We start from the raw sequence: 22800 nt of genomic DNA on the forward strand, positions 1-22800 counted from the left end.
CTGACACAGCGCCCGCCACGTCCCCGACCAGGGGTGGCGGGCGCTGTGGCGTTCTGTAGTCGTATGAATGCGTTTCGCTGATCCTGTGGCGTGGCTGGGCCTACGCTTCTTGCGGAGCAAGGGCACTGCGGAAGCGGGGGGCATGCCGAAGTCGAAGGATCTGAGTGGGGCGGAGACGCCGGGGGAGTTTGCCCGCGAGGAACTGCGTCGGCACCGGGAAGCGGCCGGGCTGTCCCAGGCGGGACTGGGTGAGCGGATCTTCACGAGTGGGGCGTACGTCGGGCAGATGGAGTGCGGCACGCGGCGGCTGCGGCCGGAGATCGCGGAGGTGATCGACAGGGAGCTCGGCACAGGGGACTACTTCACCCGCCTGGCCATGGCGTTCAAGTCCAAGCACGTCGAGTACTTCGCCGAAGCGGCCGAGCTGGAACGTTTGGCGACGGCCATCTTCGACTACGGCCCCACGCTGGTTCCCGGGCTGCTCCAGACAGCGGACTACGCTCGCGCCGTAACTCGGGCTACTAGTCCCACCGCCCTGGCGGAACACGTCGAAAAGCTGGTCGCGGCACGCGTTGAACGCGCACGGCTCCTCGGTGATCCGGAGACCCCCGAGATGTGGGTCGTCCTGCACGAGGCGGTGCTGCGGACGGCGGTCGGGGGGCCTGCTGTGATGGCCGCTCAGCTGCGGCACGTCTCGGCGTGCGTCCGCGCCCATCGAATCACCGTGCAGGTAGTGCCGTTCTCCGCCGGTGCCCATGGCGTCCTGGATGCGTCTGTGAGGATCATGCAGTTCGCCGACGCACCCGATGTGGCGTACACCGAGGGGCCTCACGCAGGGCAGTTGCTCGACGATCCGGCACTGGTTCAGCGCCACTGGAGGTCATACGATCTTGCAAGGGCTGCCGCACTGTCGCCGGAGGTGTCCCTGACCTTGATCGAGTCGGTGGCGGAGGAGCACGCGAAATGCGCGCAGACGTAAACGGCCTGTCCTGGAGGAAGTCCTCGTACAGCAACGGCGAGGGCGGCAACTGCGTAGAGGTTTCCGACGATCTCCGCGGCATCGTCCCCGTAAGGGACACCAAGCGCGGGGGCGCCGGTCCGGTGCTGGTGTTCCCGTTCGCCGCGTGGGCTCCGTTCATCCAGGCCGTGAAAGCTCAAGCCTGATCTCGTACCGCAGCTGCTGACGGCCTGCCGGCATGACCATCACGTCCGCCTGGATCGGGCGGTCCGCCGCGCCGTAGGTGGTGCGGGCCAGGTGAAGCACCGGTTCGCCCGCCCCGAGGCGCAGTTGCTCACGTTCCTCGTCACGCGGCATGCGTGCGGTCACGTTCTCTACGACCCGTACGCCGACGTGCCCCAAGGCAGCCAGCAGGGTCACGGCGCCGCCGCGGATCTTCGCCGTGCCGGCCAGTGGGGTGCCCGCGGCGATGTCGGCGGGGTAGTACGTGTCCGTCAGCTCGGTCGGTTCGCCGTCGAGTTCGATCAGTCTGCGGCGGACCACCACCAGGGCGGCGTCCGGCAGGCCGAGCATTCGGGCGACCTCGGCCGGGGCCGAGACCTCCCCGGCGTGCAGGATGCGCTGTCCGCCCCGACCGCCTCCGGCCTGCGCTTCTTCCGTCCAGGCGTCCGTATCCCCGGCCGCGCGCGGGGTCACGTACGGCATCGAGGTGCTGGTCCATCCGCTCTCGCTCACGCACCCACACTAGGCGTGCCCTCTTGACGGCGATCACATATGTACAGTCCTATAGTGCTAGGAAGCTAGATGAATAGAGGTGGACGGTGATCGAGTTTCACCTCGATGCCCGGTCCGGCGTCGCTCCGTACATGCAGTTGATCCACCAGGTACGGCAGGCCCTGCGGTTGGGGCTGCTGGCCGAGGGGGACCGGTTGCCGACGGTCAAGGACGTCGCCGCCTCGGTGGCGATCAATCCGAACACCGTGCTGAAGGCGTACCGGGAGCTCGAGTACGAGGGGCTGGTCGCGAAGAAGCCCGGGGTCGGGACGTTCATCTCCGGGACGCTCGGCGACGACGCCTCGCTGTCCGAGCACGAGCCGCTGCGGCAGGAGTTGCAGCGGTGGCTGGCGAAGGCGCGGAGTGCCGGGTTGGACGAGGAGAGCATCGAGGCCCTGTTCCTGAGCACCTTCCGTAATCGGAGTACGCACACGCACGCGCACACGCACGCCGAAGAGGAGAAATGACCGCCATATTGGAAGCCCACGCGCTGGGCAAGCGGTACGGCCGCAAACAAGCGTTGTCCGACTGCACCCTGAGCCTCCCGGCCGGGCGGGTCGTCGGGCTGGTCGGGCCCAACGGGGCGGGGAAGTCGACCCTGTTGCAGCTGGCCTGCGGGCTGATCGGACCGACCTCCGGCAGCATCGAAGTGCTCGGCGGGCGGCCCGCCTCCGGGCCCGAGCAGCTGGCCAAGGTCGGTTTCGTCGCCCAGGACACGCCCACGTACGCGGGGCTGACCATCGCCGACCACCTGAAGCTCGGTGCCCGGCTCAACCCGGGATGGGACGCCGCGCTCGCGGAAGGGCGGATCCGGCAGCTCGGACTGGATCCGAAGCAGAAGGCCGGGAAGCTCTCCGGCGGTCAGCGCGCCCAGGTCGCGCTGACCCTCGCCGTGGCCAAGCGGCCCGAGCTGCTGATGCTCGACGAGCCGGTCGCCGCCCTGGACCCGTTGGCCCGGCGGGAGTTCCTGCAGAGCCTGATGGAGTTCGTGGCCGAGGAGGGGGTCACCGTCGTGCTCTCCTCGCACCTGGTCTCCGACCTGGAGCGGGTCTGCGACTACCTCGTCTCGCTGGTCGCCTCACGGGTGCAGGTGGCGGGTGACGTCGACGACCTCCTCGCCAGCCACTTCCGGCTCACCACCGCGCGCCGGGATGCCGCCACGCTGCCCGAGGGCATGCGGGTCATCCAGGAAACCCACACCGAGCGGCAGAGCACCTTCATCGTGCGGGCCGAGAAGCCGGTCCAGGATCCCTCCTGGGTGCTGGAGCCCCTCAACCTGGAGGACCTCGTTCTCACCTACATGAGCCAGGGCGCCACGGCCGGGCCCGGCCGCCGACCCACTCCGGAGGACCCGCGATGATATGGCTGACCTGGCGCCAGTACCGCGTCCAGACGCTCGTCGCCCTCGCCGCCCTGGCCGCGCTCGCGATATTCCTCGTGGTCACCGGCTTCCAGATGCGGGACGCGTACGACAGCACCGTCGCCGGCTGCCAGGGCGGCGGCTGTGACAGCGTCAAGGAGGCGCTGGTCGCCCAATACCAGACCTTGACCTACTACGTCACCGCTCTGCTGATCGCCGTCCCCGGCATCATCGGGGTCTTCTGGGGTGCTCCGCTGATCGCCCGCGAACTGGAGACCGGCACCCACCGGCTGATCTGGAACCAGAGCATCACCCGAGGCCGTTGGCTGCTGGCCAAGCTCGGGGTCGTCGGTCTCGTCGCCGTCGTCGTCGTCGGACTGCTGAGTCTGCTGGTGAGTTGGTGGGCGAGTCCCATCGACCGGATCACCATGGACCGGTTCACCCCGCTGATGTTCAGCGGACGCGCGATCGTTCCGTTCGGCTACACGGCCTTCGCCTTCACCCTCGGAGCCTGCGCCGGGCTACTGCTCCGGCGCACCGTACCCGCGATGGCCGCGACCCTCGTCCTCTTCACCGCCGTCCAGATCCTCGTGCCCTTCGTGGTCCGCCCGCACTACATGGCCCCCGAGCGCAGCGACGTGGCGCTCAAGTCCCTCGCCATGGCACCGGGCGTCGACGGCGGCGCGTTCGGGGGGCCGAAGGACGGCTGGAAGGGGGTCCACATCCAGCTCACGGGATCCGGTGACAACGCCAGCATGTTGGTGGGGGTGGCCAGGCCCGGCGACTGGGTGGTCTCCGAGCCCGGTTCGGCGCTCGACCCGTCCGGTCGAGAGGTCCGCGGCACCCAGGGCTGCGCGGACCCCCGGGTGGACCCCTTCGAGTGCTTCGCCACGTCGAACCTGCACATCAAGGTGGCTTATCAGCCCGCCGACCGCTACTGGACCTTCCAGTGGATCGAGACGGGGATCTTCCTCGCCCTTTCCGGGCTGCTGGCCGGCTTCTGCTCCTGGTGGCTGCGGCGCCGAGTGGCCTGATGGCGGGGTGGGGTGAGGGGGCGGCCGAAGCCAACGCAACTGGCTTCGGCCGCTCCCTCGACTCTACGGCCGCTGCGTCCCCTGCCGTGGTGCGGGAGGCGGTTGCGGTGCGCCCGCCCGCCATTCGGGCTGTACGACGGTGGCGCCCCAGCGGATGGACGGGGACGAGGCCGTCACGCCGGCTCCGAAGCCACAGCCCAGGCCTGTGCCAGGGGGACCGTTATGCGGGCGGGGCTGCCCGCGGGGCAGTTCAGGGTGAACGGGGAGGGATGCGTTGAGCAGATCCGATCTCCGCCGGGCTATGCGTCGCCACTGACAACGGCCCGGGTGCGCGAGGCGACCCGGTAGGCGCTGGGGGTCAGGCCCGTGTGGCGGATGAGGTGGGTGCGGAGGGAGTCGGCCGTGCCGAGGCCGCTGCGGGTGGCGACCTGGTCCATCGGGAGGGTGGTCGTCTCCAGGATTTCGCGGGCGCGGTCCAGGCGCTGGTGCAGCAGCCACTGGAGGGGGCTGGCGCCCGTCTCGGAACGGAAGCGGCGGGTCAGGGTGCGGACGCTCGTGCCCGCGTGCCGGGCCAGATCGGCCAGCGTCGTCGGCTCGTCCAGGCGGGCCAGCGCCCAGGCGCGGGTCGCGGCGAGGGAGGTGCCGCGCTCGGCCGGGAGCGGGGTCTCGATGTACTGGGCCTGGCCGCCCGGGCGGACGGGGGCCGCCACCACCAGGCGGGCGGTGGCGTTCGCGACCGCCGATCCGTAGTCGCAGCGCACCATGTGCAGGCACAGGTCGATCCCGGCCGACATGCCCGCCGAGGTCAGTACCCCTTCGTCCTCCGTGAACAGGACGCCGGGCACGAGGTCGACGTCCGGGAAGAGCTGCCGGAAGTCCGCTGATGCCGACCAGAAGGTCGTGGCGCGGCGGCCCGCCAGGAGACCGGCCTGCGCCAGGACGAACGCGCCCGTGCAGATGGAAGCGATGCGCGCGCCGCGTGCGGCGGCGGCCCGCAGGGCGTCCAGCACCCGGGGGTCGGTGGCATCCCGGTCGGCCGTCCCCGTGACCATCACCGTGTCGGCCCGCTCGACCGCTTCCAGGCCGTTCGGCACCACCACGTCCGTGCCGTACGCCGCCTCCAGCACGCCGGGGACGAGGGTGCAGACCGTCACCTCGTAGGCGGGCTGATCGCCGATGCTCGTCGCACCGAACACCACCCCCGGGATCGACAGGTCGAAGGTGGTCAGCGGGGGACACGCGATGACCACGATGCGGTGCGGGCGGGTGGGGGGAGTGGCCATGGCTCGAATCTCCGGAAGGCTGGCATTCGGGCCACTACTGTACGGCTCCGCGCCGGGCGAGGGTTGATCCCGTCAGCAGAACCAACTCGCAGTTCCCGTACAGGAGTACAGCCATGGCCTTGCACGTCATCACGGGCGCCGGTGCGATCGGCACCGCCACCGCACGCCTCCTCGCCGCATCCGGCGAACAGGTGCGCGTCATCACCCGCAGCGGCGGCGGGCCCGAGCACCCGCTCGTCGAGCGGGTCGCCGCCGATGTCACGGACACCGGGCGGCTGGCCGAGCTGCTGAGGGGCGCGAAGACCCTCTACAACGCCGCGGCCCCCGCCTACCAGGACTGGCGGACCGAGTTTCCGCCCCTTGCCGCTGCGCTGCTCGCCGCTGCCGAACGGGCCGGCGCCGACTACGTGATGCTGGGGAACGTCTACGGGTACGGGCCGGTCGAAGGGCCCATCGCGCCCGAGCGGCCCATGCGGCCGAACTCCGACAAGGGGCGGGTCCGCGCCGCCATGTGGGAGGAGGCCCTGGCCGCGCACGGGGCCGGGCGGGTGCGGGTCGCCGAGGTCCGGCCGGGCGACTTCCTCGGGGCCGGCGCCATCGGCCTCTTCCCCCTGGTGGCCGTGCCCGCCGTACTGGCCGGCACGGAGGCCGTCCTCCCGGTGGGGCTCGACGCGCCGCACGCCTGGTCTTACGTGGGCGACGTCGCACGCACCCTGATCGCCGCCGGCGCGCACGAGGACGGCTGGGGCCGCGCCTGGCACGTGCCGTCCACCTCCGAGCTGTCCCCGAGAGACCTGATGGCCAGGCTGGCCGAGCTCGCCGGGGCGCCGGCTCCGCGGCTGCGGACCATGACGCCGGACGAGCTCGCCGCGGCGGCCGCGGCGGACGCCGTGGTGGCCGAGATCCCGGAGATGGCCTACCAGTACGAACGCGAGCTGCGCCTCGACGCCTCCGGGACGGAGCGCGTGCTCGGAGTGCGGGCCACGGAACTGGACCTCGTGCTCAAGGAGTTGGCGTCGACCGGGCGGTGAGCACGACCTACCCGCGAGTATTGACTAATAGTCAATACGGGGCCACGCTCGGGACGAGCCGTCGTTCGTCTCCGGTAGGGGAGGTCGTCCCGTGGGTGTGGATCAGGAACTGGGCCGGTTGGGTGTGGAGTTCGGTGGAGTGCAGCTTCCCGACTCGTTCAAGGAACTGAGCGCGGAGGAGCTCGTACGGCTGGCCGACGCGCTGAGCCGCGAGCGGGCGCGGCAGGCCGACGGGCTGAACGAGGCCGCCGAAGAGGCGCTCCGGCTGGTACCCGCGCTCGCGCGCGGCGCCGTGCGCAAGGTGCTGTTCCGGTGAGCCGGGCCGAGGCGGAAAAGGTCGCCCGGCTGCTGGGGGAGGAGGAGCTCGGGTTCCTCCGCGGGCTGCCGACGCAGGACGTGCGGAGGTTCCGCGAGCAGGCGAGCGCCGTACTGAACGACGGCGCCCCCGAGATGCTCGACCGGATCGCCGCCGCGACGAAGCTGGTGCCGGCCGGGGTCGCCGCGGCCATCTCGCAGAAGGCGCTGGGGCCGCGGCTGGCGGCGGCCGTCGCCGGGCGGCTGGAGGCGGGGCGTGCCGCGGACATCATCGCGAAGCTGCCGGTGTCGTTCACGGCCGAGTCGTGCGGGCACCTGGACCCGAGGAAGATCGCCGGGATCGTGGACCGGCTCGACGAGGGGCTCGTCGTACGGATCGCGGTCGCCCTCGCCGAGAAGGGCGACCACCTCACCATGGGGCGGTTCGTCGGGCACATGCGGGACCAGGTGCTCGGACGGATCCTGGGGCAGGTCGGCGACGCCGATGTGCTGAAGGCCGGGTTCTACGTGGACCAGCCCGAGCGGCTGCCGAGGATCCTGGAGCTGATGGGCGACGAGCGGCTCGGGGCGGTGGTCCGGGCCGCCGCGGCCGACGGGCTGTGGGAGGAGGCCCTCGCGGTCGCGGCCTCGGTGGGAGGGGAGCAGCGGCTGCGGATCGCGCAGCTCACGGCGCGGCTCGACGCGGCGGATCTTGACTCGCTCGTGCGGGTGACGCATGCGGAGGGGCTGTGGGAGGCGCTGCTGCCGCTCGTCGCCCTGCTGGGGGAGGAGGACCGGTTGGCGGTGGCCCGGCTGGAGTCCCTGCGGGATCCGCTGGTGCTGGCCGGGGTGGTGGCGGCCGTGGTGGCGACCGGGCTGTGGGGGGAGTTCCTGCCGCTGGTGGGGGTGCTGCCGGAGGATGCGCGGAAGGTGGTTGCGGATGCGGCGGCCGGGCTGGGGGACGGGGAGCTGGACGCGCTGGTGAGGGAGGTCGACAAGCGGGACCTGTGGGAGCTGGTGCTGCCGTTGGTCGAGCGGATGGAGGAGGCGGGGAAGGAGCGGATCTTCGCGCTGCCGGCCTTCCAGGACCAGTCCTGACCTGTCCCTGGGCGGGTGGCGAGGCCGACCGGTGCGGCGCCGCTGCCGGGGCTCTGCCCCGGACCCCGCGCCTCAATCGCCGGCGGGGCTGGGTTTGCCCCCCGGGGCGGGGTTTTTGGCCGTCGGGCCGGTCCGCGGGGTCCCTCCGTCGGCCAAGGGTCCCGCCCGTGGGCCGGGAGCGTGTTGGGGTGGGGAGGTCCCTGCGCCCCCGCCCCGTGGGCCGGGGATGCGTCGTTGGGGTGGGGGGGTCCCTGCGCCCCCGCCCCGTGGGTCGGGAGTACGCCTTGGGGTGGGGACACGGCGGAGTGTCCCCGCAGGACGAGCGCGCAACCACCCTCACGTCTCGCAGCGGTGCCTTGGTGCGCGAGGACGAGGAGACACTCCGGCGGGGCACCGCCCCAACAGGCCGGTCCCGGCCCAGGGGGCACCCTCAGCCCCGCCGGCGTTTGAGGCGCGGAACCCCGGGGAGGGCGTAGGCCGGATGGGGCATCTGCCCGGCGGAACCGTGCAGTTGAGGGCGGCCTCGTCTGGTAACAGTGGGCCCCATGCCCACCCCCACCCCCACCCGAGCCCTGCTCAGCGGGCTGCTCGGCGCCGCCCTGCTGATCTCCGTGCCGACCGCCACCGCCGCAGACGCGGCCACCCGCACCGTCGAGTACCGCGGGCTCCGGCTCGCCGTCCCCGTCGGCTGGCGGGTCGTCGACCTTGAGCGGGAGCCCGACGCCTGCCTGCGACTCGATGTGCCCACCCTCTACCTCGGCCACGCCGGCACCCAGGCCGAATGCACCGGCCGCGCCGTCGTCCGCCGGGCCGACACCCTGCACCTCGAACCCCTCGACGGTGCCCCGCCGCGCGCCGACATCCCGACCGTCGGCGAGCTGTCCGCGCCCGTGCCCCGTACCGACAGCAACGAGCTGCGGTACGTCCTGCGCCGGGCCGGCGTCGTGGCCACCGTGTCCTACGGGGACGCGCCCGACACCGTACGGGGGATCCTCGCGCAAGCCCGTACGGTGGCCGCGAGCCTGCCTGCGCCCGCCCTGCCCGCCGTGGCGGCGGACGGTGCGAAGCCCCGTACCGGGCAGCAGGCCTTCACCGGCGAGGGCTTCGACGCCTGTACCGCCCCGACCCAGCGGGCCATGGACACCTGGCGCGCCGAATCGCCCTTCGGCGCCGTCGGCATCTACATCGGCGGCCGTGCCCGGGCCTGCGCCCAGCCCCGGCTCACGGCCGACTGGGTCCGGCGGCAAGCCGACGCCGGCTGGCACCTGATGCCCCTCTGGGTCGGCCCGCAGCCCTGGCACAGCTCCAGCACCGGCCTGTCCACCGATCCCTCCGAGGCGAACGAGCAGGGCCGCGCCGCCGCCGAGGGCGCGGTGGACGCCGCCCGCTCGCTGGGGCTCGGCGCGGGCGCGGTGCTCTACAACGACCTGGAGAACTACACGGACCGCGCCACCTGGGACGCCCCGGTCGTCGCCTACCTGACCGCCTGGACCGAGCGCCTGCACGAGCTGGGCCACCGCTCCGGCGCCTACGTCGCGGCGAGCTCCGGCGCCAAGGCGCTCAGCGCCCACCACCACCAGGCCCCCGACGCCATGCCGGACGTGCTGTGGGTGGCCCGCTGGAACGGCGCGGCGTCCGTGACGGACGCGGACATGGGGCTGCCCGAGGGCACCGGCAAGTGGTCCGGCCGGCGCCGGGCGCACCAGTTCCGCGGGGACCACGACGCCTCGTACGGCGGGGTCACCATCAACATCGACCGCAACTGGCTGGACGTCGACCCGTCGGTCCTCGGCCCGCTCCCGGTGCCGCCGCCCCTCAGCTAGCCGGATCCTCGCGCGGCGGCTCGTCGTCATTGCCCCGGCGGATGGTGCGCAGGCCGTGCGCCGGGGTCCACGAGCGGATGACGAGGTCGTCGCCCTCCACGCCGATGTGGACCACCTCGGTCAGGTCGACGTGGAAGAGGTGGAAGGGGTGCGGGGTGTCCGTCTCCTCCGCGTACCGGTGCAGCTCGGGCGGGTCGACCTGCTCCAGCGCGCGCCCGGAGATCCGTACGTCCCCGTCCGGCATCTCCTCACCCGCGCCCGGGTTCGTGTGGAGGGCGAACCGCGGGTCGCGCTGGAGGTCCCTGGCCTTCATGGAGCCCGCCATCATGCCGAGCCACAGCTCCCCGCCGCGGATGTCGACGTTCAGCCCGGCCACCCGGGGTGAGCCGTCCTTGCGCAGGGTGGCCAGGACGTGGTGCGGGTACTGCGCGAAGCGGGCCTGAACCGCCGCCGCGAACTTCGGTTCCGCCTTTTCGAACGCTGCCCAGTTGTTCGTCGTCATAGCTCCATCAAAGCGCGAGGTGCTGATGGTCGCCGCTCAGGCGCGACGCGCGGAGTCAGCTCCGTACGATGCCCGCGCCGCGCGCCGCCGCCAGCCAGGCCGGGAACTCGCCGACGAGGCGGTCGTACAGCTCCGCGTCCGGGACGGTGCGCGGGTCCAGGCCCGCGTGGAAGTAGCCCGCGTTGTCCACCACGCGGCGCTCCGGGACGGGCAGTTCGTCGAGTCGGCGCAGGAAGTCGAACTGCGAGCTGCGGGTGTTGCCGAAGCCGACGAACTGCCAGAAGAGGGGGAGGGGGGCCGCCTTGCACAGGTACTTCTCCGCGGCGAGCTTGTTGATCGGCCCACCGTCGGTCTGGAAGACGACGAGGGCGGGCAGCGTCGAACCCGAGTCCTGGTAGTGGTCGATCACCGCGTCCATCGCCGCGTGGTAGGCCGTCTTGCCCATGTGGCCGAGGCGGGAGGCGATCTCGGTGACCCGGCCCTCGTGCCCGACGAGGGAGATCTCCTCCACCGCGTCGACCTCGGTGGAGAAGAACACCACCGGTACGCGGGCGTCGTCGTCCAGGTGCGCGGACAGGCCCAGCACCCGGTCGGCGAGGGCCTGCACGCTGCCGTCCGCGTAGTACGGCTTCATGGACCCCGAGTAGTCCAGTACGAGGTAGACGGCGGCGCGCCCGTCCTCCATGCCGTGTTTGCGCAGCGAGACCCCGGCGCTCTTGTAGAGACTCACGAGCGCCGGAGCCGCTTCTTCGACCTTGCGGAGGTTTATCGCACTGCGCGTCATGATTCCGAGGGTACGTCAGCCCGCCCTGACGTAACCGAGTTCGGCCGCGAGCCGGGTCCGGTGCTCGGCCGGCGAGCCGAAGAGGAGGGCGGAGCCGTGGGCGCGCTTGAAGAACTCGTGGGCCTCGTGTTCCCAGGTGATGCCGATGCCGCCGTGCAGCTGGATCATCTCCCCGGCGACGTACGAGTACGCCTGCGAGCAGGCCGACTTGGCGGCCGCCGCCAGGTGGGGCGGGGCGTCGGCGGCGGCCGCGGCGAGCGCCATCGAGCGGGCCGACTCCACGGCCGCGTACATGTCGGCGAGCCGGTGCTTCACGGCCTGGAAGGAGCCGATGGGGCGGCCGAACTGGACCCGGTCCTTCGCGTAGCGGACCGTGGCCTCCAGCGCGGCTCCGGCGGCCCCCGCCTGTTCGGCGGCGAGCGCCGTGCAGGCCAGGTCCCGGACCCGGGCCAGGACTCCGGCGCCGTCGGGCGAGAGCAGCCGGGCCGGGGTCCGCGCGAGGGTGAGCTCCGCGAGCGGCCGGGTGCGGTCCACGGTGGACCGGGGGGTGAAGGCCGCGGGCGGGGCGGTGAGCTCGAAGAGGGCGAGCCGGCCGCTGCCGTTGCCCTGGCCGGGCGAGGAAGGGCTGCCGTTGCCCTGGCCGCCGGGACTGATGGCGGTGCGCCGGCCGGGCTCGGTGCCGGTGCCGGTGCCGGTGCCGGTGCCGGGTTCAGGCTCGGGGTCGGGGTCGCCGCCGATGGTGGCGAAGACCAGTACCAGGGACGGCTCGGACGGGCCCGCCAGCACGTACCGCTTGGTGCCCGTGAGCAGCCACCCGCCGCCGTTCGGCTCCGCCCGGGTGGCCATGTCGGCGGCCTCCCAGCCCCCGCGCCCGACGCCCCCGCCGGGGGTTTCCGCCCAGGCCAGGGCGCCTACCAGGGAGCCGTCCGCCAGGGCCGGGAGGTACTTCGCGCAGGACTCCTCGTCGCCCGCGGCCAGCAGGGCCCGTACGGTCAGCACCGCCGAGCCCAGGTACGGTACGGGGCTCAGCGCGCGGCCCAGTTCCGCCATGACCACCCCGACCTCGGCGGCCCCGCAGCCCAGCCCGCCGTACTCCTCCGGTACCGCCAGCGCGGCCGCGCCCACCTGGGCCGTCAGCGGGGCCCAGGCCGCGTGGCCGGGATGCCGCGCCAGCACCGCCCGTACCGCGTCCCGCAGTTCCTCCTGCTCGGGCGTCCACTCCAGGCCGCTCACGAGCCCTCCCCCCGCGCCGCGCGCCGCAGCTCGGTCTTCAGCAGCTTGCCGCCGGCGTTGCGCGGGAGCTCCGGTACGAGGTGGAAGCGCCTGGGCACCTTGAAGTTGGCCAGGCGTTCGCGGGCCCAGGCCGTCAGCTCGGCGGCCGTGACGGGCGGCCCGGCCGTGACCACGTAGGCCACCCCCACCTCGCCGAGCCGCTCGTCCGGGGCCCCGACCACGGCCGCGTCGGTGACGGCGGGATGGGTCAGCAGGACGTTCTCCACTTCCGCCGGGTAGGCGTTGAACCCGCCGACCACGTACATGTCCTTCAGCCGGTCGGTGATCGAGAGGTAGCCGCGCCCGTCCAGGACGCCGATGTCCCCGGTGCGCAGCCAGCCGCCGGGCAGCACGGCCTCGGCGGTGGAGGCCGGGTCGTCGAGGTAGCCGGGGGTGACGTGGTAGCCGCGGACCTGCACCTCGCCCGGCTCCCCGGCCGGCAGCACCTCGCCGAGCGGGGAGGCGATCCGTACCTCGGTGTCGGGCAGCGGCAGGCCCACGGTGTGGGCGACCGTCCAGGCGTCCGCGTCGGTGGGGCAGACGGAGACGACCCCGCCGGACTCCGTCAGCCCGTACGCGGTGAACACGTCGGGCGCGCCGAGCACTTCGCGGATCTGCTCGACGAGGGCGGTGGGGACGGAGGCCGCCCCGGTCCCGGCCAGCCGCAGCGCCGACAGGTCGTGCGAGGCGAGGGCGGGGTGCCGGATCAGGCCGTGGAAGACCGTCGGGGGGCCCATCAGGCAGGTCACCCGCTCGGCGGCCATCCGGGCCAGGACGCGGTCGGTGTCGTAGACGGCCTCGGGGAGCATCGTGACCCCGCGCAGCAGGCACGCGAGGACCCCGGCCTTGTAGCCGAAGGTGTGGAAGAAGGGGTTGACCAGCAGGTACCGGTCCCCGGGGCGCAGGGTGACCAGCTCGGACCAGGAGGCGTAGAGCCGCAGGGTCTGGCCGTGGGTGGTCATGACGCCCTTGGAGCGGCCGGTGGTGCCGGAGGTGTACAGGATGTCACTGAGGTCCTCGGGGCGGATCCGGTCGGCGCGGGCGAGCCGCTCCGCCTCGGTGACGGAATCCCCGGCGGCCAGGTACGCCTCCCAGGACCCGGGGCCCGTCCCGCCGCGCAGGACGACGGTGGAGGTGAGGGCGCCGAGGTCCTCGCCGGAGGTGTGCAGGTCACGGACGTAGTCGGTGCCGAGGAAGCCGCGCTCGGTGAAGAGCACGCGGGCGCCGCTGCGCCGGATGATGTCGGCCGCCTCGGCGGGCTTGTAGCGGGTGTTGACCGGTACGAGGACCGCGCCCGCGCCGACCGCGCCCAGCGCGGCGGCGATCCACTGGCGGCTGTTCGGGGCCCAGATCGCCACCCGGTCGCCGGGCCGGACACCGTGCGCGATGGCCGCGCGGGCGGCGGCGGCGATCTCGACGGCCAGCCGGGCGAAGGTCCAGCGGACCTCCCCGTCGGCGAGCGCCTCGCGGTCCCCGTACACGGCGGCGGCGTACTCGGGGAGCCGGGCGAGCGTGGCGGGCGGTGGCAGTGGCGGTGCCGGCTGTGGGACCGGTGGCGGTGACTGTGGCGGTGCCGGTGGCATCGGACGGACCCTCCCTACTTGACGAGCGAGCGTGGGCGGTATCCAATCACAGGTGTTTCGGTTAGGCATATACCTAGTAGAAATATTTGGAGGCTCCCGTGGAGACCCTCAAGTCGGTCCTCTCCAGCTTCTGCACCGGCGTCGCCGTCATCACGGCATGCGAAGGCGACGGCCGTCCCGTCGGAATGGCCGTGCAGTCGTTCTCATCGGTTTCGCTGGACCCGCCGCTGGTCTGCTTCTGTCCGGCCCGTACCTCGACCACCTGGCCGAAGATCCGGGCCGCCGGCGCCTTCGCCGTCAACATCCTGGCCGCCGACCAGCAGGAACTGTGCCGCCGGTTCGCCGTGACCGGCGGGGACAAGTTCGCCGGCGTCCCCTGGCGTCCGGGTGGAAACGGCGCGCCCCTGCTCGACGGAGTCCTCGCGAGCGTCGAGTGCGATCTGGAGGACGTGCTGGACGGCGGCGACCACGAGATCGCCCTCGGCAGGGTCACCGCCCTGACCGCGCACCGCGCCGGCGAGCCGCCGCTGCTCTACTTCCGGCGCGCCTACGGGCGCTTGCCGAGCTCGCCGCGCTCGCCCCGCCCGGCGGCCAGTGCCTCGATGTCCTCCAGCATGGCGGCCGCGAGGTCGCGCTCGGAGGCGTAGTACCGCTCGGCCCACTTGAGGGTGAGCGTCGGGTAGGCCCAGGCCGACTCGTCCTTCGCGCCCTCCACGTCGGCCACCGCCCGACGCCGCATCTTCTCCGCGAACTCCTGGTGCCGGCCCAGGACTTCCCGCATCTGCTCCGGCTCCAGCAGGTGGCCCAGCCACAGTCGCAGCATCGGCCCGTGCTTGAGCGCGGGCGGGTCGACCGGGGCCTCGCGGGCCCATTCCCGTACGGCCGTCATGCCTTCGTCGGTGATCCGGTACACCCGCTTGTCGCGGGTGCCGGTCTCCTGGGTGACGAGCCGTGAAGAGGCGTAGCCGGCCTTCTCCAGGCGCTTGAGCTCGCTGTAGATCTGGCTGAAGGACGGGCTCCAGTAGAAGAAGCGCAGCGACCAGTCCGACCACTTCTTCAGGTCGTAGCCGGAGAGCTCCTCCCCGAAGGAGAGCAGCCCGAGCACCGCCCAGCTGGTCGCGGGGAGTGCTCGCTTGTTCGACTCGTCTGCCTTCTCTTCTGCCACGCAGCGCAGTCTACGACCGGTCCCCGCGGTGCCCTTCCCCCCGAGGGGTATGACTGCTAGAAGTATTCCTAATCGAAATACCACTCCCTGGATGGAGGGACCTCCCCGTGAAGTTCTCGATGATCTTCGAGGCCCAGCTCGTCGACCCGACCCCGGAGCGCGAGCGCCAGGTCATCCACGACTGCGTCGAACAGGCCGTCCTCGCCGAGGAGATGGGCTTCGACCGGATCTGGGCCGTCGAACACCACTCGCTGACCCAGTACGCCCACATGAGCGCCTCCGAGATCTTCCTGACCTGGGTCGCCGCCCGGACGCAGAAGATCCGCATCGGCCACGGCGTCGTCACCATGCCCTTCGGCTACCAGCACCCGGTCCGCGTCGCCGAGCGCGCCGCCATGCTCGACGTGCTCTCCGGCGGACGCGTCGACATCGGCGCCGGGCGCGGCGCCACCCGCCAGGAGATGTCCATGTACGGGGTGAAGCCCGAGGACACCTACCCGCAGATGGAAGAAGCACTGCGGATCTTCTCCGCCGCCTGGCGCGAGCCGGAGTTCGAATGGCACGGCTCCATCGACATCGGCCCCGGTGCGATCCTGCCCCGCCCGGTCCAGGACCCGCACCCGCCGCTCTTCATGGCCTGCTCCAAGCACGACACCCTCAAACTCGCCGCCGAACTCGGCATCGGAGCCCTGGTGATGGGCTTCGCGGGCGCCGACGACGTCCGCGCGATGCGCAAGGTCTACGACGAGGCCATCGCCACCCGCACCGGCGAGCGCCTCGTGTCGAGCGAGGTCAACGACCACCTCTCCGCCCTCTGCCCGACCATCGTCCTCGACGACGCCGAGCGCGCGCTGCGGCTCGGCACGCGCGGCCAGCGCTTCTTCGCCGAGTCCATCGCCCACTGGTACGGCAACGCCCCCGCACCGACCGGCTACGCCGAGGACGAGGACCACGTAGGGGCGCTCGCCAAGGGCCGCGACGAGCTCGTCGCCAAGCTCCACGAGGCCAACATCCCGGCGCGGCCCGTCGACACCGGCACCTACAACGCGGAGCACGCGTACGGCAGCGCCGAGACCGCCATCGCCTACGTCGAGCAGCTGCGCGAGATCGGCGTCGACGAGGTGATGTGCCTGATCCAGATGGGCACGGTCCCGCAGGAGGCCTGCCTGGAGACCATCCGCCAGTGGGGCGAGAAGGTCATCCCGCACTTCCGTGCCCTGGAACAGGAGGCCTGAGCCATGAGCATCTCCCTCGACGGGAAGGTCGTCGTCGTCACCGGAGCCGGACGCGGCCAGGGCGCGGCCGAGGCCCGCCTGTTCGCGGAAGCCGGCGCGCGGGTCGTCGTCACGGACGTACGGGAGGACGAGGGCCGGGCGGTGGCCGCCTCGCTCGGTGACCAGGGACTGTACGTACCCCACGACGTGGCCGACCCGGCGAGCTGGGCCGGGGTCGTCGCGGAGGCGGTCAAGGCCTTCGGCACGATCTCGGCACTGGTCAACAACGCGGCCTTGTGGCGCACGGCCCACGTGGAGCAGCAGTCCCTGGAGGACTTCGAGACCCTGCTGCGGGTCAACCTGCTGGGCCCCTTCCTCGGCATCCAGGCGGTGGCGCCGGTGCTGCGGGCGGGCGGGGGCGGCTCGATCGTCAACATCTCCTCCACGGCCGGGCTGGTCGGGATCCCCGGCCACGCGGCGTACGGATCGACCAAGTTCGGGCTGCGCGGGCTCACCCGGTCGGCGGCGCTGGACCTGGCCGGGGACCGGATCCGGGTCAACTCGGTGCATCCGGGGGCCATCGACACCCCGATGGTGGCGGAGGTCGCGGGCCGGGACTGGTCGCACGTACCGCTCGGGCGGATGGGACGGCCGGAGGAGGTCGGGGAGCTGGTGCTCTTCCTCTGCTCGGACGCGTCCTCGTACGTCACGGGCACGGAGTTCACCGTCGACGGCGGGATGACCACGGCATGACCCGTGACCAGCTCTCACCCGAGGCCAGGCGCTGGTGCGACGCGATGACGGCGGGTTTCCCGGGCCCGGGAGACGCGGCGGCCCTGCGGGCGGCGGCGTCCGTCCCCGGCCCGCCGGGCCCGGCCGTCGCCTCGGTCCACGACACGGTCGCCTCCGGCGTCCCGGTCCGGGTCTACGACCCCGAGCCGGGCTCCGGAAACCGTCCCCTGGTCGTCTTCCTCCACGGGGGCGGCTGGGTGATGTGCGGCCTCGACACCCACGACGCGCTCTGCCGCACCCTGGCGGCGGCCTCCGGAGCGGTGGTCATCTCCGCGGACTACCGGCTCGCCCCGGAACACCCCTGGCCGGCGGCGCCGGACGACGCGCTGGCCGTACTGCTGTGGGCCCGGGCGCAGGCGCCCTCGCTGGGCTGCGACCCCGACCGGATCGTCATGGCGGGGGACTCCAGCGGCGGAAACCTGGCCGCCGTCACCGCCCTGCGGGCACCCGAACTCATCGCGGGCCAGCTGCTGTTCTACCCACCGCTCGACGCGTCCATGGCCTCGGCCTCGGTGGAGGCGTACGGGAAGGGCTACTTCCACACCGCCGCCCACATGGCCTGGTACTGGGACCAGTACGGCGGCGACCCGGCGCACCCGCACGTCTCCCCGCTCCACGCCCCCGACCTGTCGGGCCTGCCGCCCGCGCTGATCGTCCTCGCGGACTGCGACGTGCTGCGCGACGAGGGCCTCGGGTACGGGCGCCGGCTGGCGGCGGCGGGCGTGCACTGCACGGTCCAGCTCCACCCGGGCGTCTTCCACGGCTTCCTGGGACTACCGCTCCCGGCCGGGGGCGCCGCACTGGCGGCGGCCGCGGCCTGGGTGGCGGCGCTGGAGTAAGGGGGGCGGGGCGGCCGGATTCGAACCGGCGTCCTCCTCCATGCTGTGTAGGTGCACTACCTCTGTGCTACGACCCCGCCCCTGGCTCCGATCCTAGGCGGGGGCTCGGCGGGTCCGCACCGCGGGTTCAGGGCCGAACGCATCCCGGGCATGATGTGTCCATGGTCGAACTGATACGGCGGCTGTCGGGGGCGCTGCTCCGCAACTGCCTCCTCCTGGCAGCGGAGTTCGGGGCCATCCTGCTGCTGCGGGGCCCGGAGGGCTTCTGGATACCGATCCTGCTCGGCGTCTTCGTCATCGGCGCCGCCGTACCGCACGGCACCGGCGCGGAGTTCGTGGCCCGCACCACCGTCGCGCTCACCGCGGTGGGGGTCGTGGGGCTCGGCTGGATCGCCTGGGACGACCACACCCTCCACGACCGGGGCCGCGAGGAAGTCGCGGTGGTGGCCTCGCGGGCCATGCTGGAGGACGGCTCCGTCTACTCGCCGTCGCTGCGCCTGCGCACGGAGGCGGGCCGCGACCTGCCCGGCTCGGTCTCCATGGACCTCGCCGTCGGCGCCCGCCTCACGGTGACGGTGGACCCCAACGGCCCGGCGTGGTCCGTCGGCCCCCGCCCCTCCGAACCCCTCGGGGAAGCGACAGCCACGGCAGCGCTCCTCCTGCTCCAGACCGCCACCCTCGGCCGGCTCTCCCTACGCCGCCCCCGCGACTGAAACCCGCTGGTCAACGCGGTGGCCCAGCCCTTAGGGTCGCCGCATGTCCACCACGACCACCCTCTGGCGGCCGACCGGCCCCGTCGAGCTCGACCTGGTCCGCGCCCTCGACTGGCGGGCCTGGCCGCCGCGCCTGCCCGAGCAGCCCATCTTCTATCCCGTGATGAACGAGGACTACGCGATCCGCATCGCCCGGGACTGGAACGTCAAGCACGACGGGGCGGGCTTCGTGACCCGCTTCGAGGTCGACTCGGACTTCCTGACCCGCTACCCGGTCCAGCAGGCCGGCGGCGAGACCATCCTGGAGCTGTGGGTCCCGGCGGAGGAGCTCGACGAGTTCAACCGGCACATCGTCGGCCGCATCGAGGTCGTGCACGAGTTCCGCCCCTGAGCCGGTCGGCAGCCGCCGGGGCTACTGCTTGATGATGTACGAGCAGCCCTTCGAGTTCTTGATGCCGTCGCTCTCCGAGACCACCTTGCCGTCCACCTTGATGGAGCAGGGCGCCGACACCAGCTTGCCGTCGGCGCCCGTGATGAGGCCCGGGACCACGTTCACCAGGTAGCCCACCTTCTGCTCCGCGGCGGTGAGTTCGGCGGTGCCCGACTTCGTCCACGGCAGGGTCTGCGTCTCGAAGCCGCTGCCGATGCCGCTGTACATGACCGCGGTCTTGCCGGTGCCGCCGACCTCCAGGGTCACCTCGTGGGTCGCGCCGCCGGTCTTGGCCGCCGGCGCGGAGGACGCGGGGGCGGGGCTCTGGGAGGCCGCGGGCTTGGCGTCGTCGACGGCCGGCTTCGGCTTGTCGCTTCCGCAGCCGGTGAGCAGCACCGCCGCCGTCGCGGCGCACAGCGTCATCATCCCGGTCTTCGTGCTTCGCATGTTCCCAGTACCTCGTTCGTTCTCGGTCGTTCGTCGTACGTTCGATCACAGGGATGCCGTCAGATCCCCTATCGGTTCCCTACGTTGGCTGCGTCGGCCACGGTGGTCCCGGGGCGCGTGATCGAAAACAATGGCCGCATGACGAAACGCGCCCGGTCCTTCGACGCCGCCGCCGCGCTCTACCGCGCGAACCGGCCCGGCTACCCGCCCGCCCTCTTCGACGCCGTCGAGGAACTCGCCGGGCGGTCGCTCGCCGGGGCGCGGGTGGCCGACGTCGGGGCGGGGACCGGGATCGCCACCGCGTTGCTGCGGGGGCGGGGCGCCGAGGTGCTCGCCGTGGAGCCGGGGGACGGGATGGCCGCCGAATTCCGGGCGGCGAACCCAGGGATCCCGGTCGTACGCGGGGACGGGGACCGGCTGCCCCTCGCCGGCGGCGCGTTCGACTTCCTCACGTACGCCCAGGCCTGGCACTGGACCGACCCCGCCCGGTCCGTCCCCGAAGCCCGCCGCGTGCTCCGGCCAGGCGGCGCGCTCGCCCTCTGGTGGAACGACATGGACACCACCGTCCCCTGGGTCGCCGAGCAGGACGCACGGCTCCGTACCTTCTTCGGGGCGACCGGGCTGCCCACCCGCGAGTCCCTGGAAGGGCTCGACGTCACCACCCGCGAGGTGCGGTGGTCCCGGCGGATCCCGCTGACCACGCACCTCGCCAACCACGCCAGCCACTCCGCCTTCCTGCTGATCGGCGAGGACGACACCCGCGCGTTCCTCGACGCCGAACGCGCCCGGCTGGAGCCCCTCTTCCCCGACGGCACCGTCGAGGAGCACTACGTCGTCACGCTCAGGGTCGCCGTCATGTGAGAAGGGGCGGTTAAGGAGTGGACGCCTCCGGGCCCGGTCGGAGAGGTTGCCGGTATGACTTCCTTCCTGCGGGTCTTCTTCGGCGTCAACGACGTCCTGGCCTTCCTCCTCGAACTCGCGGCCCTCGCCGCGCTGGCCTGGTGGGGGTACACCCGGGACATCGGCCGGGTCTGGTCCATCGGGCTCGCCGTGGCCGCCCCGGTCGCCGCCGGCGTGCTGTGGGGTGCCTTCGCCGCACCCAAGGCCGCCTACGCCGTTCCGCTCGTCGCCCAGCTCGGTGTCAAGGCGGTGGTGTTCGGGTCCGCCGCCCTCGCGCTGTACGCGGTCGGGTGGCGGACCGGAGCCCTGTGGTTCGGCGGGATCGTGCTCGTGAACACCGCCCTGGCGACCTATCACCGCACGCGCGGCTGAAGGACCTCCGCCCGGCAGGCCGACGGTGTGCCCCAGGCGTCACGCAGCGGGCGGGCCTTGCGCAGCCACAGGGAGAGGTCCAGCTCCTCCGTGTAGCCGACCGCGCCGTGGAGCTGGAGGGCGGTCATGGCCGCCGCGTACGCCGCCTCGCCCGCCGCGAGCTTCGCCGCGGCCACGTCGGCCGGGGACAGGGACAGCGCCGCCGCCCACAGCAGCGGCCGGGCGAACTCCAGGGCCAGCAGGGTGTCCGCCAGCCGGTGCTTGACCGCCTGGAAGGAGCCGATCGGGGTCCCGAACTGGGTGCGCTGCTTCGCGTACTCCACCGTGCGCGCCAGCAGCGCCTCGCCCACGCCCAGGCACTGCGCCGCCGTCAGCAGCCGCGCCCAGCGCCCGGCCGTCCCGGCCGCCGCCGTGACGGCGGGGCCCGTCGCCAGCAGCGCCCCGGCCGCCAGGGGGCGGGAGAGCCTGCGGGCCGGGTCGAGGGAGGCCAGCCGTTCGCCCACGATGCCGTGGGTCAGGCGGAGTTCACCCGTCGCCGACACCGTGAAGCATTGGTTCACCGAGTCGGCGTCCAGGACGTACGGGCTCCCGCCCGGCAGGGCCAGGGTGGCCGAGGTCTCGCCCGCGGCCAGCCCCGGGAGGAACAGCTTCGCCAGCGCCTCGTCGCCCAGCTCGGAGATCAGTACGGACGCCGCCGCGCTCTCCACCACCGGCCCCGGCACCCCCGCCCGCCCCAGCTCCACGAAGCCCAGGGCCAGCTCCAGCGGCAGCGGGCCGGCGCCGTCGTACGCCTCCGGCACCGCCAGCGCGAACAGGCCCGTGTCGGCCAGGCGGGCCCACACGGCCCGGCCCGGGTTCTGGTCGCCGGCCGCCCAGGCCCGTACCGCCGCCGGCACCTCGGCCGCGCCCAGCAGGGAGCGCACGGTACGGGCGAAGTCCGCCTGTTCGTCGGTCAGCAGGAAGCGCATCAGCGGCGGCCCTTCGGGAGGCCGAGCAGCCGCTCGGCGATGATGTCGCGCTGGATCTCGTTCGTGCCCGCGTAGATCGGCCCGGCCAGCGAGAACACCCACGGCTCGGCCCACTCGCCCGCCGCCAGCTCCGCGTCCGGGCCGAGCAGGTCCAGGGCGGTCTCGTGCAGGGCGATGTCGTACTCGGACCAGAACACCTTGTTCAGACTGGACTCCGCGCCGATCGTCTCGCCCGCCGCGAAGCGGGAGGCGTTGGCCCAGGTGAACAGCTCGTAGGCGCGCGCCCCGACCACCGCGTCCGCGACCCGGTCCCGCAGCGCCGTGTCGGCCGGGTCACCGGCCGTCTCCCACAGGGTGCGCAGCCGGTCGGCCGCCGCCAGGAACCGGCCGGGGGAGCGCAGGGTCAGCCCCCGCTCGTTGCCCGTGGTCGACATCGCGATCCGCCAGCCCTGGCCCGGCTCCCCGATCACGTCCTCGTCCGGTACGAAGACCTGGTCCAGGAAGAGCTCCGCGAAGGCGGGCTTGCCGTCGAGGCGGCCGATGGGCCGCACCGTCACCCCGGGCGCCCGCAGGTCGAACATCAGGTACGTCAGCCCCTGGTGGGGCTTCGGGGCGTCCGGGTCCGTGCGGAAGATGCCGAAGGCGCGGTCCGCGAAGGCGGCCCGCGAGGACCAGGTCTTCTGCCCGGACAGCAGCCAGCCGCCCTCCGTGCGCACCGCCCGCGACTTCAGCGAGGCCAGGTCGGAGCCCGACTCCGGCTCCGACCAGGCCTGCGCCCAGATCACCTCGCCGCTCGCCATGGAGGGCAGCACCCGGGCCCGCTGCTCGTCGGTGGCGTGGTCGAAGAGGGTCGGGGCGAGGAGGTTGATGCCGTTCTGGGAGACCCGGCCGGGCGCGCCCGCCGCCCAGTACTCCTCCTCGAAGACCAGCCACTTCACGATGTCGACGCCCCGGCCCCCGAACTCCTCGGGCCAGGACACCACCGCCCAGCGGTCCGCGTGCAGCCGCGCCTCCCACTCCCGGTGCGCGGCGAAGCCCTGCTCCGTCTCCAGGGAGGGCAGGGGAGCGGCGGGCACGTGGGCGGCGAGCCAGGCCCGGGCCTCGGCCCGGAAGGCCTCCACCTCCGCCGTCTGGGTCAGGCTCATCGTGGGGTCCACCGGGTCC

The 22800-nt window shown here is 72.8% G+C and carries 27 protein-coding genes and 1 tRNA gene; 17 read left to right on the plus strand and 11 right to left on the minus strand.

Annotated features, from left to right (window positions below; translation table 11 throughout):
• Window positions 1–85: 85 nt before the first annotated feature.
• Window positions 86–979 carry a helix-turn-helix domain-containing protein gene (locus OG625_RS28640; protein WP_329386741.1) on the plus strand — a complete coding sequence of 298 codons (894 nt, stop codon included), beginning with the start codon at window positions 86–88 and terminating at the stop codon, window positions 977–979.
• On the plus strand, window positions 964–1164 hold the full coding sequence (locus tag OG625_RS28645) for a DUF397 domain-containing protein (RefSeq protein ID WP_329386743.1): 201 nt from the start codon (window positions 964–966) through the stop codon (window positions 1162–1164). Before OG625_RS28640 ends, OG625_RS28645 begins: the two co-directional genes overlap by 16 nt.
• On the opposite strand, the gene OG625_RS28650 is transcribed toward OG625_RS28645, so the two are convergent.
• Window positions 1136–1693, minus strand: coding sequence for a GntR family transcriptional regulator (locus tag OG625_RS28650; protein WP_329386745.1), 558 nt, complete (start codon window positions 1691–1693; stop codon window positions 1136–1138). The two genes, OG625_RS28645 and OG625_RS28650, sit on opposite strands and share 29 nt — an antisense overlap.
• 86 nt (window positions 1694–1779) lie before the next feature.
• Here OG625_RS28650 and OG625_RS28655 point away from each other — a divergent pair, with 86 nt between their 5' ends.
• From OG625_RS28655 to OG625_RS28665, 3 genes are read left to right on the plus strand one after another with little or no spacing between them, the layout of a single operon-like run.
• On the plus strand, window positions 1780–2199 hold the full coding sequence (locus OG625_RS28655) for a GntR family transcriptional regulator (RefSeq protein WP_329386747.1): 420 nt from the start codon (window positions 1780–1782) through the stop codon (window positions 2197–2199).
• A complete protein-coding gene (locus OG625_RS28660) occupies window positions 2196–3092 on the plus strand; it encodes an ABC transporter ATP-binding protein (protein ID WP_329386749.1) in 897 nt (298 codons plus the stop codon). Before OG625_RS28655 ends, OG625_RS28660 begins: the two co-directional genes overlap by 4 nt.
• Complete coding sequence (locus OG625_RS28665; RefSeq protein WP_329386751.1) at window positions 3089–4126, plus strand: ABC transporter permease subunit; 1038 nt, start codon at window positions 3089–3091, stop codon at window positions 4124–4126. Before OG625_RS28660 ends, OG625_RS28665 begins: the two co-directional genes overlap by 4 nt.
• A gap of 299 nt (window positions 4127–4425) precedes the next feature.
• Here OG625_RS28665 and OG625_RS28670 read toward each other — a convergent pair whose 3' ends face one another.
• A complete protein-coding gene (locus tag OG625_RS28670) occupies window positions 4426–5409 on the minus strand; it encodes a GlxA family transcriptional regulator (RefSeq protein ID WP_329386754.1) in 984 nt (327 codons plus the stop codon).
• Between the two features lie 113 nt (window positions 5410–5522).
• Between OG625_RS28670 and OG625_RS28675 the strand changes: the two genes are divergently transcribed.
• The 4 genes from OG625_RS28675 (at window position 5523) to OG625_RS28690 (ending at window position 9655) form a co-directional block, all read left to right on the plus strand.
• The gene (locus tag OG625_RS28675) at window positions 5523–6440 is read left to right on the plus strand and encodes an NAD-dependent epimerase/dehydratase family protein (protein ID WP_329386756.1); all 918 of its coding nucleotides are present in this window, start codon (window positions 5523–5525) and stop codon (window positions 6438–6440) included.
• Between the two features lie 91 nt (window positions 6441–6531).
• The gene (locus tag OG625_RS28680; RefSeq protein ID WP_329386757.1) at window positions 6532–6756 is read left to right on the plus strand and encodes a hypothetical protein; all 225 of its coding nucleotides are present in this window, start codon (window positions 6532–6534) and stop codon (window positions 6754–6756) included.
• Window positions 6753–7832: a hypothetical protein gene (locus OG625_RS28685; RefSeq protein WP_329386759.1), complete on the plus strand. Its 1080-nt coding sequence runs from the start codon at window positions 6753–6755 to the stop codon at window positions 7830–7832. The genes OG625_RS28680 and OG625_RS28685 overlap by 4 nt, the downstream gene beginning before the upstream one ends.
• Window positions 7833–8377: 545 nt before the next feature.
• Window positions 8378–9655 carry a DUF1906 domain-containing protein gene (locus OG625_RS28690; protein WP_329386762.1) on the plus strand — a complete coding sequence of 426 codons (1278 nt, stop codon included), beginning with the start codon at window positions 8378–8380 and terminating at the stop codon, window positions 9653–9655.
• Here OG625_RS28690 and OG625_RS28695 read toward each other — a convergent pair.
• Genes OG625_RS28695 through OG625_RS28710 form a run of 4 tightly spaced genes read right to left on the minus strand, consistent with a single transcriptional unit; the run spans window position 9648 to window position 13796 of the window.
• Complete coding sequence (locus OG625_RS28695) at window positions 9648–10157, minus strand: pyridoxamine 5'-phosphate oxidase family protein (protein WP_329386764.1); 510 nt, start codon at window positions 10155–10157, stop codon at window positions 9648–9650. The genes OG625_RS28690 and OG625_RS28695 overlap by 8 nt on opposite strands.
• 55 nt (window positions 10158–10212) lie before the next feature.
• A complete protein-coding gene (locus OG625_RS28700; protein ID WP_329386766.1) occupies window positions 10213–10941 on the minus strand; it encodes a VWA domain-containing protein in 729 nt (242 codons plus the stop codon).
• Window positions 10942–10956: 15 nt separating this feature from the next.
• Complete coding sequence (locus OG625_RS28705; protein ID WP_443067794.1) at window positions 10957–12174, minus strand: acyl-CoA dehydrogenase family protein; 1218 nt, start codon at window positions 12172–12174, stop codon at window positions 10957–10959.
• Window positions 12171–13796 carry a FadD3 family acyl-CoA ligase gene (locus tag OG625_RS28710; protein ID WP_329386768.1) on the minus strand — a complete coding sequence of 542 codons (1626 nt, stop codon included), beginning with the start codon at window positions 13794–13796 and terminating at the stop codon, window positions 12171–12173. Before OG625_RS28710 ends, OG625_RS28705 begins: the two co-directional genes overlap by 4 nt.
• A gap of 98 nt (window positions 13797–13894) precedes the next feature.
• Between OG625_RS28710 and OG625_RS28715 the strand changes: the two genes are divergently transcribed.
• The gene (locus OG625_RS28715) at window positions 13895–14443 is read left to right on the plus strand and encodes a flavin reductase family protein (RefSeq protein WP_329386770.1); all 549 of its coding nucleotides are present in this window, start codon (window positions 13895–13897) and stop codon (window positions 14441–14443) included.
• Here OG625_RS28715 and OG625_RS28720 read toward each other — a convergent pair.
• Window positions 14344–14970: a PadR family transcriptional regulator gene (locus OG625_RS28720; RefSeq protein WP_329391050.1), complete on the minus strand. Its 627-nt coding sequence runs from the start codon at window positions 14968–14970 to the stop codon at window positions 14344–14346. The genes OG625_RS28715 and OG625_RS28720 overlap by 100 nt on opposite strands.
• Window positions 14971–15068: 98 nt before the next feature.
• Here OG625_RS28720 and OG625_RS28725 point away from each other — a divergent pair, with 98 nt between their 5' ends.
• The 3 genes from OG625_RS28725 to OG625_RS28735 are packed head-to-tail and all read left to right on the plus strand — an operon-like array spanning window position 15069 to window position 17806.
• Window positions 15069–16196: an LLM class flavin-dependent oxidoreductase gene (locus OG625_RS28725; RefSeq protein WP_329386772.1), complete on the plus strand. Its 1128-nt coding sequence runs from the start codon at window positions 15069–15071 to the stop codon at window positions 16194–16196.
• A 3-nt stretch (window positions 16197–16199) separates the two neighbouring features.
• The gene (locus OG625_RS28730; RefSeq protein ID WP_329386775.1) at window positions 16200–16928 is read left to right on the plus strand and encodes an SDR family NAD(P)-dependent oxidoreductase; all 729 of its coding nucleotides are present in this window, start codon (window positions 16200–16202) and stop codon (window positions 16926–16928) included.
• Window positions 16925–17806: an alpha/beta hydrolase gene (locus OG625_RS28735; protein WP_329386777.1), complete on the plus strand. Its 882-nt coding sequence runs from the start codon at window positions 16925–16927 to the stop codon at window positions 17804–17806. The genes OG625_RS28730 and OG625_RS28735 overlap by 4 nt, the downstream gene beginning before the upstream one ends.
• 4 nt (window positions 17807–17810) lie before the next feature.
• Here the strand turns inward: OG625_RS28735 and OG625_RS28740 are convergent.
• Window positions 17811–17885, minus strand: a tRNA-Ala gene (locus tag OG625_RS28740).
• 82 nt (window positions 17886–17967) lie between these two features.
• Between OG625_RS28740 and OG625_RS28745 the strand changes: the two genes are divergently transcribed.
• Together OG625_RS28745 and OG625_RS28750 are read left to right on the plus strand one after the other, a co-directional pair.
• Window positions 17968–18519 (plus strand): hypothetical protein, encoded by a 552-nt coding sequence (locus OG625_RS28745; protein ID WP_329386779.1) that lies wholly within the window; start codon window positions 17968–17970, stop codon window positions 18517–18519.
• Window positions 18520–18562: 43 nt separating this feature from the next.
• Window positions 18563–18910 (plus strand): hypothetical protein, encoded by a 348-nt coding sequence (locus tag OG625_RS28750; RefSeq protein WP_329386781.1) that lies wholly within the window; start codon window positions 18563–18565, stop codon window positions 18908–18910.
• A gap of 21 nt (window positions 18911–18931) precedes the next feature.
• Here OG625_RS28750 and OG625_RS28755 read toward each other — a convergent pair whose 3' ends face one another.
• Window positions 18932–19396 (minus strand): hypothetical protein, encoded by a 465-nt coding sequence (locus OG625_RS28755; protein WP_329386783.1) that lies wholly within the window; start codon window positions 19394–19396, stop codon window positions 18932–18934.
• A gap of 138 nt (window positions 19397–19534) precedes the next feature.
• Here OG625_RS28755 and OG625_RS28760 point away from each other — a divergent pair, with 138 nt between their 5' ends.
• On the plus strand, window positions 19535–20257 hold the full coding sequence (locus OG625_RS28760; protein ID WP_329386785.1) for a class I SAM-dependent methyltransferase: 723 nt from the start codon (window positions 19535–19537) through the stop codon (window positions 20255–20257).
• A gap of 54 nt (window positions 20258–20311) precedes the next feature.
• Entirely contained in the window at window positions 20312–20668 is a 357-nt protein-coding gene (locus OG625_RS28765) for a DUF2568 domain-containing protein (protein ID WP_329386787.1), read from the plus strand.
• On the opposite strand, the gene OG625_RS28770 is transcribed toward OG625_RS28765, so the two are convergent.
• Together OG625_RS28770 and OG625_RS28775 are read right to left on the minus strand one after the other, a co-directional pair.
• Window positions 20650–21636 (minus strand): acyl-CoA dehydrogenase family protein, encoded by a 987-nt coding sequence (locus OG625_RS28770; protein WP_329386789.1) that lies wholly within the window; start codon window positions 21634–21636, stop codon window positions 20650–20652. The genes OG625_RS28765 and OG625_RS28770 overlap by 19 nt on opposite strands.
• Complete coding sequence (locus OG625_RS28775) at window positions 21636–22781, minus strand: acyl-CoA dehydrogenase family protein (RefSeq protein ID WP_329391052.1); 1146 nt, start codon at window positions 22779–22781, stop codon at window positions 21636–21638. Before OG625_RS28775 ends, OG625_RS28770 begins: the two co-directional genes overlap by 1 nt.
• Window positions 22782–22800 lie beyond the last annotated feature (19 nt).

Origin of the sequence: Streptomyces sp. NBC_01351, from assembly GCF_036237315.1 — a bacterium.
In the GTDB taxonomy this organism is placed as follows: domain Bacteria; phylum Actinomycetota; class Actinomycetes; order Streptomycetales; family Streptomycetaceae; genus Streptomyces.